At 35.0% G+C, this 12,461-nt stretch carries 15 protein-coding genes and 1 riboswitch; of the genes, 10 read left to right on the forward strand and 5 right to left on the reverse strand.

The window, feature by feature from the left end; all coding sequences use genetic code 11:
- Positions 1-116 precede the first annotated feature (116 nt).
- Positions 117-212 (forward strand): DUF3948 family protein, encoded by a 96-nt coding sequence (locus DPQ31_RS01000; RefSeq protein WP_001060006.1) that lies wholly within the window; start codon positions 117-119, stop codon positions 210-212.
- 64 nt (positions 213-276) lie between these two features.
- Here the strand turns inward: DPQ31_RS01000 and DPQ31_RS01005 are convergent, their stop codons facing one another.
- Positions 277-882, reverse strand: a complete 606-nt coding sequence (locus tag DPQ31_RS01005; RefSeq protein WP_000277795.1) for a lysophospholipid acyltransferase family protein — start codon at positions 880-882, stop codon at positions 277-279.
- Between the two features lie 334 nt (positions 883-1,216).
- Between DPQ31_RS01005 and DPQ31_RS01010 the strand changes: the two genes are divergently transcribed.
- On the forward strand, positions 1,217-1,312 hold the full coding sequence (locus DPQ31_RS01010) for a DUF3948 family protein (RefSeq protein WP_001179702.1): 96 nt from the start codon (positions 1,217-1,219) through the stop codon (positions 1,310-1,312).
- Positions 1,313-1,375: 63 nt separating this feature from the next.
- Here DPQ31_RS01010 and DPQ31_RS01015 read toward each other — a convergent pair whose 3' ends face one another.
- Together DPQ31_RS01015 and DPQ31_RS01020 are read right to left on the reverse strand one after the other, a co-directional pair.
- Positions 1,376-1,516 (reverse strand): YrzO family protein, encoded by a 141-nt coding sequence (locus DPQ31_RS01015; protein ID WP_000894071.1) that lies wholly within the window; start codon positions 1,514-1,516, stop codon positions 1,376-1,378.
- Between the two features lie 21 nt (positions 1,517-1,537).
- On the reverse strand, positions 1,538-2,506 hold the full coding sequence (locus DPQ31_RS01020; RefSeq protein ID WP_098711736.1) for a DMT family transporter: 969 nt from the start codon (positions 2,504-2,506) through the stop codon (positions 1,538-1,540).
- Between the two features lie 127 nt (positions 2,507-2,633).
- On the opposite strand from DPQ31_RS01020, the gene DPQ31_RS01025 reads away from it, so the two are divergent.
- Positions 2,634-3,500 carry a LysR family transcriptional regulator gene (locus DPQ31_RS01025; RefSeq protein WP_000423063.1) on the forward strand — a complete coding sequence of 289 codons (867 nt, stop codon included), beginning with the start codon at positions 2,634-2,636 and terminating at the stop codon, positions 3,498-3,500.
- A 255-nt stretch (positions 3,501-3,755) separates the two neighbouring features.
- The gene (locus DPQ31_RS01030; protein ID WP_001060019.1) at positions 3,756-3,857 is read left to right on the forward strand and encodes a DUF3948 family protein; all 102 of its coding nucleotides are present in this window, start codon (positions 3,756-3,758) and stop codon (positions 3,855-3,857) included.
- A 65-nt stretch (positions 3,858-3,922) separates the two neighbouring features.
- Here DPQ31_RS01030 and DPQ31_RS01035 read toward each other — a convergent pair whose 3' ends face one another.
- The gene (locus tag DPQ31_RS01035; protein ID WP_208732074.1) at positions 3,923-4,870 is read right to left on the reverse strand and encodes a helix-turn-helix transcriptional regulator; all 948 of its coding nucleotides are present in this window, start codon (positions 4,868-4,870) and stop codon (positions 3,923-3,925) included.
- A gap of 134 nt (positions 4,871-5,004) precedes the next feature.
- Here DPQ31_RS01035 and modA point away from each other — a divergent pair, with 134 nt between their 5' ends.
- From modA to DPQ31_RS01050, 3 genes are all read left to right on the forward strand, one after another.
- Positions 5,005-5,811: a molybdate ABC transporter substrate-binding protein gene (modA, locus tag DPQ31_RS01040; RefSeq protein ID WP_199632023.1), complete on the forward strand. Its 807-nt coding sequence runs from the start codon at positions 5,005-5,007 to the stop codon at positions 5,809-5,811.
- Between the two features lie 5 nt (positions 5,812-5,816).
- Positions 5,817-6,491, forward strand: coding sequence for a molybdate ABC transporter permease subunit (gene modB / locus DPQ31_RS01045; RefSeq protein WP_002059169.1), 675 nt, complete (start codon positions 5,817-5,819; stop codon positions 6,489-6,491).
- Between the two features lie 300 nt (positions 6,492-6,791).
- A complete protein-coding gene (locus tag DPQ31_RS01050; RefSeq protein ID WP_000353551.1) occupies positions 6,792-7,643 on the forward strand; it encodes a GRP family sugar transporter in 852 nt (283 codons plus the stop codon).
- 67 nt (positions 7,644-7,710) lie between these two features.
- On the opposite strand, the gene pnuC is transcribed toward DPQ31_RS01050, so the two are convergent.
- Complete coding sequence (gene pnuC / locus DPQ31_RS01055; protein ID WP_199632022.1) at positions 7,711-8,361, reverse strand: nicotinamide riboside transporter PnuC; 651 nt, start codon at positions 8,359-8,361, stop codon at positions 7,711-7,713.
- A gap of 197 nt (positions 8,362-8,558) precedes the next feature.
- Here pnuC and proC point away from each other — a divergent pair, with 197 nt between their 5' ends.
- From proC to DPQ31_RS01070, 3 genes are all read left to right on the forward strand, one after another.
- Positions 8,559-9,362 (forward strand): pyrroline-5-carboxylate reductase, encoded by an 804-nt coding sequence (proC, locus tag DPQ31_RS01060; RefSeq protein WP_199632021.1) that lies wholly within the window; start codon positions 8,559-8,561, stop codon positions 9,360-9,362.
- Position 9,363: 1 nt separating this feature from the next.
- Positions 9,364-10,197: an aldo/keto reductase gene (locus DPQ31_RS01065; RefSeq protein WP_199632020.1), complete on the forward strand. Its 834-nt coding sequence runs from the start codon at positions 9,364-9,366 to the stop codon at positions 10,195-10,197.
- Between the two features lie 154 nt (positions 10,198-10,351).
- Positions 10,352-10,456: riboswitch (SAM riboswitch) on the forward strand.
- A 135-nt stretch (positions 10,457-10,591) separates the two neighbouring features.
- Complete coding sequence (locus DPQ31_RS01070) at positions 10,592-12,232, forward strand: peptide ABC transporter substrate-binding protein (protein WP_208731459.1); 1,641 nt, start codon at positions 10,592-10,594, stop codon at positions 12,230-12,232.
- Positions 12,233-12,461 lie beyond the last annotated feature (229 nt).

Below are 12,461 nucleotides of genomic sequence, written 5' to 3' on the forward strand. Positions count from 1 at the left end.
ATATGATGAACAAAATGAAGAACAACAAATTTACGAATACAATGGGCATGGTATTGTCCGCTCTTATCGATGCAAAATCTGTTGCTTCTACATTAAACAAGTAAGGAGAGTGTATTATGAATAACATCACTTTTAACAAATTAGATTTTTTAGGACTAGCTAGCGGCTCTCTTCTTCTTACTGCTTTTATTTACGCTGCTACGCTTATATAAACTTTGTGTCCCCTTTCCCCTTTATATATAGAAAAAGACGACCGTCTATGCCCGGTCGTCTTTTTTACTTTTGTTTCGATTGCAAAGTTTCCTTTAGTTCTTCAAATTTTTCGTTTAATTGATCCGTCATCATTTTCATAGCCGTTTTTCGATCTATTTGTTCTCCGGCATCAATTTGAATCGGATCTCCAAAAACTAATTGCGCTTTTTTTCCTTTTATTAATTCTTTTACACTTGATGGACCAATATAAGCTGCCGGCACTAATGGAACGTTAGAACGCAGTGCAATCGTAACAGCCCCCGCTTTTAATGAAACGTCTTCTGTTGATCTCGTTCCACTTGGGAAAATCCCTACTACTTTTCCCTCTTTTAATAAACGCGATGGAATTTTTAATGTGCTCGGCCCTGGATTCGCACGATCTACCGGAAATGCATTTACATTTTTAAAGAACCAGTTTTTGAATTTCCCTTCAAATAATTCTTTTTTGGCCATGTAATGAATTTGGGTTGGATACATCCCAGTTGCTAACATTAAAACGTCCATAAAACTCGTATGTGTACACGCAACAACGTAAGGGCCGCCTTCTGGTAATTTCTCTCTCCCTTGTACTTCTACTTTCCCAGCCATTTTAAATATATATTTCAACGAAAATGTAATTGGTTTATACATTTGTTTCGTTCCTTTCTAAATATCCGAAGTATAATCATTTTCTTACAATGATTATAACACTAAGTTTTAGGAGTTGGTAATAAAAATAAGTATTTATTGTTAAATTTCAATTCTTACAAAAGTGTAATTTTCTTGTAAGCTAATTCGATAGTGACTCTCCCCAATATCTTATACAATTAATTCAGAAACAGGGCAACCATTTGAAAGGGAGCGGATCGATATGATGAACAAAATGAAGAACAACAAATTTACGAATACAATGGGCATGGTATTGTCCGCTCTTATCGATGCAAAATCTGTTGCTTCTACATTAAACAAGTAAGGAGAATATATTATGCAAAACATCACCTTTAACAAATTAGATTTTTTAGGACTAGCTAGCGGCTCTCTTCTTCTTACTGCTTTTATTTACGCTGCTACGCTTATATAAACTTTGTGTCCCCTTTCCCCTTTATATATAGAAAAAGACGACCGTCTATGTCCGGTCGTCTTTTTAAATTTTTCTTTCTTTTAACTCTTTTAAAAGCTGTATCAGTTCAGCTTGTTGTTTTACCTTCTTACGACCATTTCGATTAATTGCTGCAAGCTCGCACGCAACTCCGACGGCGAAGAAAAACAATAAACTTTCTAACATGTTAAATCCTCCAATTGCCTATTAAACCGCTTGGCGTAATTGCTCTTCTTGTAAAACTTGCTTATTTATATTTTCTTCTTTTCTCTGACAAACGTTATTGCGAATAAGTGCTGCAATAACAAGTAAAGTTCCTACAATATCAAACATTGTTATTTGATACCCTTGTATCATCATAATAATCAAAGTCGTAATGGGTACAAAATTAATAAATAAAATGCCGTTAATCGATGATAAGATTTTCACACCGTAATTCCAAGCGAGTAGCGCTATGATTCCTGGTAATGTCATCATAAATAACAAATCATACTTCACGATAGAAATCGTTCCCATATTTGGGACTGGAACATACCCAAGCACCGTAATCATTACAGTTATAATTCCTGTGACAGTCGTACCAAATACACACGTCAATGTAGAATAGCGTAATGTTGACCAATCGCTACACGTTTGACCACCCATCGTATAAATAACCCAACCTACAACACCAATAAATATAAACGCTAGTGAAAACATGTTATCTTTCAATGTTAAAAAGAAACTCATATCACCTTTCGTAATAACAAACACAGCTCCTACAAAAGCGATAATCATGCTCGTTATCATATATTTTTTCGGTTTTATATGCTTATATCCCCATAAAGTACAAATGGAAATCATCGGCATGAGTGCTTCCATAATGGAGGCTACCATTACACCTGATTTTCCCATTAACATTTGACCTAAAAATATGAGTACATTATATACAGTAAACGCCATCGTTCCAAAAAAGACGAGTAACTTTCCCCTTCCTTCTAAACGAAATGCCTGTTTTCCTTCTTTCATTAACAATAATATAATCAGTACTATCGCCACTGCTCCATAACGAATAAGTGAAAAATAAAATGGATCTATGTATTCTAGCGCATGATCAGCAACCGGAAACATCGCTCCCCATGACATACTTGCAATTAAACATGCCAAAGCTCCTATTACTATTTGACCTCTTCTCACCATAATCCCCCGCTTCTTTCTATTTGCACAAAGAGAATTGTAAAAGAAAAAACATATCACGTAAAACGATTCAAAATGATGTTAACTATCATTTATAATGATAGTTAACATCAAGGGGGAGCATACAATGGAATTACGAGACTTACAAATCTTCCAAAGCGTTGCCGATCGCGGTAGTGTAAGCGGCGCAGCAAAGGAATTAAATTATGTACAATCAAATGTAACCGCACGTATTAAACAATTAGAAAACGAGCTAAAAACACCGCTCTTTTACCGTCATAAACGAGGCATGACTTTAACAGCTGAAGGAAGAAAAATGCTCGTTTATGTTAATAAAATTTTGCAAGATGTTGAGGAGCTAAAACAAGTTTTTCTAGATAGTGAAACACCATCTGGTATATTAAAAATCGGTACAGTCGAAACAGTAAGTACATTGCCTACCATTTTGTCTTCTTACTATAAAAGCTATCCAAACGTTGATTTATCATTACAAGCTGGTCTAACTGAAGAACTTATTAGAGAAGTCCTTGACCATCAATTAGATGGCGCCTTTATATCAGGTCCTATTAAGCATCCACTAATTGAACAATACGATGTTAGTACAGAAAAATTAATGCTCGTGACACAAAATAAAGCTTTTCATATAGAAGAATTTACTACGACGCCCTTACTTGTTTTTAATCAAGGGTGTGGATACCGTTCCAAACTAGAACGATGGCTTAAAGATGAAGGTTTGCTACCAAAAAGAATTATGGAATTTAACATATTAGAAACAATATTAAATAGTGTAGCACTCGGTCTTGGGATTACACTCGTGCCCCAGTCCGCGGTACAACATCTTTCTACAGCAGGTAAAGTACACTGTCATCCGATTCCTGAGAAATACGGTAGTATTTCAACTGTTTTCATACGCCGCAAAGATAGCTACATGACCAATTCAATGCGTAGCTTTTTAAAAACAATTGAAGAGCATCATCACATCAATATGCTTTAAAAGACATTCTTACACGAATGTCTTTTTTTCTTACAAAAGTGTAAGTCTCCCGTAAGATAATTCGTTAGTTGTAGTTCATCATTTTCCCTATAATTAAGACATAAAGCAGGGCAACAACAATTCGAAAAGGAGCGGATACGCATGATGAACAAAATGAAATCAAACAATTTTTTTAACACAATGGGCATGGTGCTATCCGCACTTGTCGATGCAAAAGCAGTTGCAACTACATTAAACAAATAAGGAGAGATTATAATGAACAACATTACTTTCAACAAATCAGACTTTATCGGACTTGCAAGTGGAGCGACTCTTCTTACAGCTTTCATTTACACACTTGCTCAAAGTCTTATTTAATAATTCGTTTCCCCAAACCCCTTTATATATAGAAAAAGCTGCTCGTCTTATAGACAAGCAGCTTTTTAGTTTGTTTCATATATAATTTGGCCTGTTTTCATAATATCGTATCCGCCAATCGCTTTTAACTCATTATGAAATTCTTCCGATTGCAGAATTTCTTTCATAACTTCAATAAGTTCTTCATTGTCTTTATTCTTCAAAATTACTAAATCATACTGTTCTTTCATTATCGGAATAAAGTCTACATTTACAATTTGCGAAACCTTTTCCGACCCTACCCCAACATCAGCTTTTCCGTTCGCAACTTGCGTGGCAACACCAAGATGACTCGATTCTTCCCATTCATATCCACTAATATGTTCTTTATTTAACTTTTGAATTCGTAATTGTTCATCCACTAGCACCCTAATACCAGAGCCTTTTTCTCGATTTACAAATTTTATAGAGGACCCGGATATGTCAGCCCATGTCTTTATTTTCTTTGGGTTTCCTTTTTGAACATAAAACCCCACATTTCTTGCCAATAAATTGATCATAATACATGGTTGTCCAACTAAAATACGTTTTACGTAAGGAACATTATATGTACCCGTTTCACCATCAAATAAGTGTAAACTAACTACACTTCCTTCTCCTTGGTACATCTTCACTAAACTTGTTAAACTACCTTGATACGCTCTTAATACATTAGAATTTAGCAATCGATTTTCTATACGTTTTGCCAACATATCTAACGTTAGTTCTTGCCCGCTAATGATGCATGTATTCAAGATACTACCATCGTCATTCTTTACAGAAGTAACTTGTATCTTTCCTGTTTTCATTTGCTTTATATATTGTTCTAAATCCGCTGTATCAATGCGCATCTGTCTACCAACTCTATAAGAAGGAAGTTCTCCTTTTTTAATTAAGTCGTATACAGTTAGTTTTGATACTTTTAATCGCTTCGCTACTTCTTCCGTTGTGTAGGAATGATGATCCATAGACGATTCCTCACTTTCTTCCTTCATTGTAACAAAGAAAAGAATATTTCTCCTATTTTTTAAAAACAACCATATTGTTCAAATTATATTCAATTGTAACTAATTATAATTAATTATATTTAGTTATAATTAATTATGTCAAAACGAAAGGGGATTTTTTTATGAACAAATTCACATTACGATCTATTGGGGCACTTATACTTTCTTTCCTTCTTATATTTAGTGCTGCTTGTACAAGCGGGGAAAAGAAAGAGAAGTCAGTTGCTAAAGAGGGAAAAACAGTCGAACTGACTATATCAGCTGCTACAAGCTTACAAGATGCATTAAAAGAAATTGAAAAACAATATAAAGAGAAAAAGCCTAATATTAAACTTTCTTTTAACTTCGGTGCTTCTGGTGCACTTCAACAACAAATCGAACAAGGTGCGCCTGCTGATTTATTCTTCTCTGCAGCAGAAGATAAATTCCAAACACTTGTTAAAAAAGGATTCATTAATGAAAAAGAAGGAAAAAACCTTCTTGGAAATGAACTAGTTCTAGTCGTCCCAAAAGATAGCTCTCTTACAAAAATTCAAGATTTAAAAGGTGAGAAAATCAAAAAAATCGCACTTGGTACACCTGAATCTGTACCCGCTGGGAAATATGCAAAGGCTTCTCTCACACATGAAAATCTTTGGAATGACATTCAAAATAAAATCGTATTTACAAAAGATGTTCGCCAAGTGTTAACATATGTAGAAACAGGTAATGTCGATGCTGGTATTGTATACAAAACAGATGCTCTCATTTCAGACAAAGTAAAAATTGGCGAGACGGCAGCAGCTACTTCTCATGAGCCAATCCACTATCCTTTAGGCGTTATAAAAGAATCGAAGCATAAGAAAGAGGCGACTTTATTTTATGAATATTTGCAGTCAACAGATGCACAATCTATCTTTAAGAAATATGGATTTACAGTCCTATCATAATTGCCATGAACTTTGATGATATTTTGTCACCTGTCTTTTTATCTTTACGAGTAGCTGCATACGCCACCATTATCGTCACAATTTTAGGAACGATTATCGGTCGGTCACTAGCACGCTCCTCATGGAGATATAAAGTAATACTAGAAACTATTTTCTTATTACCAATGGTACTTCCGCCAACTGTAATCGGCTTTTTTCTCATTATTATTTTTGGAAATAACAGCCCCATTGGAAAGTGGATAGAATCGTTATTTCAGCAGTCCATTATGTTCACATCTACTGCTGCTATCATTGCTTCTACAGTTGTCGCATTTCCGCTCATGTATCAATCAGCAAAAACAGGATTTTCGATCGCAAATGTACAAATTGAAGAGGGCGCTCGCGATCTCGGCGCCAGTGAATATCAAGTTTTTCTACACGTTACACTACCGCTTGCATTTCCTGCATTACTAAGCGGTATGATCTTAAGCTTTGTTCGTGCACTAGGAGAATTTGGTGCTACACTCATGTTTGCTGGGAATATTCCTGGCAAAACACAGACAATCCCAACAGCAATTTATATGGCCATTGATGCAAGTAATATGCAACTCGCTTGGACACTTGTAATTATCACTATCAGTATGTCACTCATATTTCTCCTATGTATTCAGCTCATTAATAAAAGAATTACTAATTCTTAAAGCAGCTTTCGACAAAAGCTGCTTTTTTATTTCTTAGGAAATAAAAAATACTATATAAAGTGACTGAATTTTACCTTTTATTTAAATATACATTCTATTTGAATTTACTTTCTAAAATAGGCAATTTCCTGTTATTATATGGAGGTGTTTGAAAAAATGAAGAAATGAAAACGCATTTATATCGTGAATTCTTCATCCTGTTTTAGCTATCGGTAATCTTCTACTCTATTAGTGGGGCATTACCGATCGTTAGAACGATATGTAATTATATTGGTATAGCAAACCGAAGGGAGTCTTGTAATGGACATTTTATTAGCGCTTCTTCCTGCAATTGCATGGGGAAACATCTTATTAGTAAGCGTAAAAATGGGCGGTGGTGCATATAGCCAAACGGTAGGTATGACAATCGGTGCTCTATTCTTCGCAACAGTTATGTATGTATTTACTCAACCAGCTTTAACAATGACAATCTTGATTGTTGGTTTTATTTCAGGTTTATTCTGGGCTTTAGGACAAGTAAACCAATTAAAAACAGTTGAAAAGTTAGGTGTTTCTACTACTGTAACGATTTCTACTGGTATGCAACTTGTTGCAACTTCTATCTTTGGAGTTATCGCTTTCCGCGAGTGGACTACTACAACAACGATCATTATGGGAACGATTGCAATCCTATTAATCGTAGTTGGTGTTGTATTCACATCATTAGATGATAAAGAAAATGCACAGCCACCAGGACAATTGAAAAAAGGACTTCTTACTCTAATTGTTTCTACTTTCGGCTATCTTGTATATGTAATTATTATTCGTTGGTATAACATTGATGGTTGGTCTGCTATTTTACCACAAGCAGTTGGTATGTTTGTCGGTGCGGTTGTACTGACATCTAAACATAAGCCATTTAACAAATATGCAATTCGTAATGCTTTATCTGGTTTACTTTGGGGAACAGGAAACTTATTCTTACTTCTTTCATTACCACGTGTCGGAGTAGCGACAAGCTTCCCATTATCTCAAACTGGAATCGTTATCTCAACATTCGGTGCGATTGTCTTCTTAGGTGAAAAGAAAACAAAACGTCAATTGATCTTTATTGCACTAGGTAGTGTTTTAATTATCGGCGGCGCTGTATTACTTGGTCTAACAAAAGCATAAACTTATATTCTATTAAAAACCCCTGAGGCATATGTGTCCCAGGGGTTTTTTCGATTTTAATTATTTTCTAAATATAATTATTTACACGCACTTGTCCTTTATAGTTCTTCTTCCACTCTAGCAAACCAGCTACACATATAAAGAGATTAATAACAGCTAGTATTAGCATGACATATAAACCAGTGGAAATATAAATTACAATGCTAACTACGTTATACAAAATCCATAAATGCCAGTTCTCTAAGATTTTTCGACTTAGCATAAATTGAGCTACTAATCCTAATACAGCATTTAAAGCGTCTAAATATGGACTTGTTGATTCTAAATAACGGACTTGATAATAGCCCCAACCAACCCAAGCAACTAAAATAAAAATTATATAAAAGGTCCACCCCTTTAAATCTAAATGAACAGTTGCTTTTACCTCTTCTTCCCCACTACGTGCAATCCAATAATACCAACCATATACATTAAATATAAATTGAAAGACTGCTAATACTGCCATTGCATATAAACCTTGTATAATGAAAATATACAGAAATAACGTAACGGTAATCATACCAAATAAAAAGTTGGATACTTTTTCTTTTGCTAATAACCAAACATTAACAATCCCCATAACCGATGCGAAAATTTCAATATAACTCGATTGAATGTAAAATCCAACCAATACGCAAATAATACTAGAAATGAGTAAAAAAAGTGGACTTCTAACCATATTTATCTCTCCCCAGATGTGTAATAAATTCCATATCACCAGTATAAGGAACTCCTCTTATTTTTATCATGAATTCCCTTATTCAAAAACCCCCTCATTATCTATTCCATATACGGTAAGTCTTTTCTTTTTACAAAATTCTCTTAAAAATGGTATCGTTTTTTATAACATATCTCTACTAGAAGGGAATAAAGGATATGCTTACTAAACATCGAATTTTATTTATTGGTGCCGGTCGTATGGCAGAAGCTATCTTCTCCGGGTTACTTAAAACGAGTAAAGAATATATCGAAGAAATTATCGTTTCCAACCGAAGCAACATAGAAAAACTAGAACAATTACAAGGGCGATATAATGTGTCCATCACTACAGACTGGAAGCAGCATATTACATCCGTTGATACGATTGTTTTAGCAATGCCACCAGCTGCACATGAACAGTTATTACAGGAGTTATCTCCTCTTCTAACTGAGCAATTCGTTGTGACCGTTGCTGCCGGGATTGGACCATCTTATTTAGAAAAAAGGCTTCCTAAAGGGACACCTGTTGCCTGGATTATGCCAAATACAGCTGCCGAAATCGGAAAGTCCATCTCCTTATATACGACGGGACATTCCGTAGGTGAAACGCATCAAGAAACGCTACAACTCCTTTTAAAAGGTATTGGTACCTCACAGTTTTGTACTGAAGAGGAAGTTCATCAACTTACCGCCATTACTGGTAGTGCACCTGCTTTTCTCTACCACTTTGCTGAAGGTTTAATTGAAGCGACGAAAAACTATGGAATTGATGAGAAAACGGCAAACCACCTTGTCATTCAAATGATTGCTGGTTCTGCCGCTATGCTCCAACAAAACGAAGATCCAGCTATGCTCCGAGAACAAGTAACAACACCAGGAGGTTCAACTGCTGAAGGCTTAAAAGTTCTATATGAAAATAATTTTTCAGAAGTCATTCAACAAGCAGTTGAAGCAACAAATAAAAAAGCTAGGGGGAAATAATATGAATTTAACAAGTTTAAAAGACTATACAACATTACATAATGGTGTAAAAATGCCTTGGTTCGGTTTAGGTGTGTTTAAAGTAGAGGACGGATCAGAAGTAATTGATTCTGTAAAAGCAGCTATTAAAAACGGATACCGCAGCATCGATACTGCAGCAATCTATCAAAATGAAGAAGGCGTTGGTCAAGCAATTCGCGAATCTGGTATTCCTCGTGAAGAGCTATTTATCACTTCAAAAGTATGGAATAGCGATCAAGGTTATGAAACAACACTTCAAGCATTTGAAACTACATTAGAGAAATTAGGCCTAGAATATTTAGATTTATATTTAGTACATTGGCCTGTAAAAGAGAAATATACTGAATCATGGAAAGCGTTAGAAAAGCTTTATAAAGATGGTCGCGTTCGTGCTATCGGTGTGAGTAATTTCCACATTCACCACTTACAAGACGTATTTGAAATTGCTGAAATTAAGCCAATGGTCAACCAAGTGGAATACCACCCTCGTTTAGCACAAGAAGAATTACATGCTTTCTGTAAAGAACATAACATCCAGCTCGAGGCTTGGTCACCATTAATGCAAGGGCAACTACTGGATCATCCAACATTACAAGAAATTGCGACAAAATATAGTAAATCAACTGCACAAGTTATTTTACGCTGGGATTTACAAAATGAAGTTGTAACGATTCCTAAATCAATTAAAGAGCACCGCATTATTGAAAATGCAAACATCTTCGATTTTGAATTAAGATCGGATGATATGAAAGCAATTCAAGCTTTGAATGAAAATCATCGCGTCGGTCCAGATCCAGATAACTTTAACTTCTAGTAGAAAAACCACTGCCATGTGCAGTGGTTTTTTTCACTTTAAAAAAACTGAAAATTTAAACTATATTCCATTTGATTGACACTTCATTATCCAAGGTGTAAGATTTTGAATTATCAAAGAAACACAAAAATTAATAAAATTTATTCGTTTACTCATTGTATCAAGAGAGGTGGAGGGACTGGCCCTTTGAAACCTCGGCAGCAGGTTCATTTTGAATACTGTGCCACTTCCTGCAAGCTTTATGCTTGAAAGATAGAATGAGGGACTTCGTTTATATACGGGTACATAACTTGTATGTGAAAATCCCTCTTTCTCAATCAGAAAAGAGGGATTTTTTATTTTTCATTTCCCTCATCATCATCCAATCTTATTAATTATTTAGGAGGAAAATCGAATGAAAAAGAAGTTTGTACCCGGTATCGCATCAGTTGTAGGAGTAAGTATTTTATTAACTGGTTGCGGTAGTTATAAAAACGAAGCTAGCGGAGCAAATGCAAAAGACGAGGCACCTAGTAAACAGGTTTTAAACTTATCTTCACCTTCTGAAATACGAACAATGGATACAGCTCGTGCTACAGATACTGATTCCGGTCAAGTAATGAGAAACGTATTTGAAGGTTTGTATAATCTTGGTGAAGGTAACAAACCTGTCCCTGGCGTTGCAAAATCCCATGAAGTAAGTGGCGATAAAACGAAGTACACATTCCACCTGCGAGATTCAAAATGGTCAAACGGTACTCCTGTTACAGCGAAAGATTTCGTCTTCGCTTGGCAAAGAGCTGTTGACCCAGCAACAGCCTCTGAATATGCATTTTTATTCTTTGATATTAAAAACGCAAAACAAATTAACAACAAAGAGCTTCCAGCCGATCAACTTGGTGTAAAAGCAGTTGATGACCATACGTTTGAGGTAGAATTAGAGCGTCCTGTTCCGTACTTTATTAGCTTAACGGCGTTCCCAACATTTCTACCAATTAGCGAGGAATTCTTTAAAACACAAGGTGATAAGTACGCTTTAGAAGATAATACAATTTTGTATAACGGAGCTTTTACACTAAGTGATTGGAAGCATGAACAAAGCTTTAAATTTAAGAAAAACCCTACCTACTGGGATAAAGATACTGTCAAAATCGAAGAAATCAATTTCAACATCGTAAAAGAAAAATCAACAGAAGTAAATTTATTCGAATCTAAACAATTAGACCGTATAAAACTAACATCTGACTTCGTTGATAAATATAAAAAGGATGCTAATTTTAAAGATCGTCCGAACGTAGGGGTACAATTTTTACGTATGAATCAACAAAACAAAGTACTTCAAAACGTTTCTGCACGCCAAGCAATTGATCAAACGATTGATCGAAAGTCCTTTGTCAATACGTTATTAAATGATGGCTCTACACCAACCTTTGGTCTTGTGCCAAAAAACTTTGCAAAAGGTCCTGATGGAAAAGACTTCCGTGCTACAAACGGCGATTTAACAAAAGTTGATACGAAATCTGCACAAGAATTATGGAAAAAAGCAAAAAAAGAACTAGGTTCTGAAAAGATAACATTAGAATTATTAACAAGTGACGGTGACCTTGAGAAGAAGACTGGTGAGTTTCTAAAAGGTCAATTAGAAAAGAATTTAGAGGGCTTAACAGTAAATATAAAACCGCAACCACGTAAACAACAAGTTTCACTCTTATTAAAAGGTGACTACGAAATCGGAATTGATGGTTGGAGCCCTGACTTTGCTGATCCAATTACATTCCTTGAATTGTTTACAACGAATAACCCTTACAACTTAGATCATTACTCTAATAAAGAGTTCGACGAAGCAATTGAAAAGGTGAAAACTACTTTAGCTGGTGATGAAAAAGCCCGCTTTGATGCATTACTAGCATCAGAGAAAATATTATTTAAAGACTCTGTTATTGCTCCTCTTTACCAAAAAGGCGAATCTTATTTAGAGAAATCTTATGTGAAAGGCATTGTACAAGTAGACTTTGCAGGTCAATTAAACTTCAAATGGGCAAAAATTGAAAAATAAAGTGAAACTTTAAACAACGTATTTCCACCAACTCCCATTGTTTTTTTGACAAAATATATTAAAAGTAGATTCCTTAATATGAGTGAATCTACTTTTTTGATATATTATTCCAAGAAATTAACACTTTGTTTTTATTATTGACATATAGTTCTTTCTGGTGTTAATATTCTAAATAATCAAAGAAACGAAATATTTAACCATCAAAATATAATGTCTACTACGTTGAAAC

This window comes from Bacillus sp. COPE52, assembly GCF_003355115.1.
GTDB classification, from domain to species: Bacteria; Bacillota; Bacilli; order Bacillales; family Bacillaceae_G; genus Bacillus_A; species Bacillus_A toyonensis.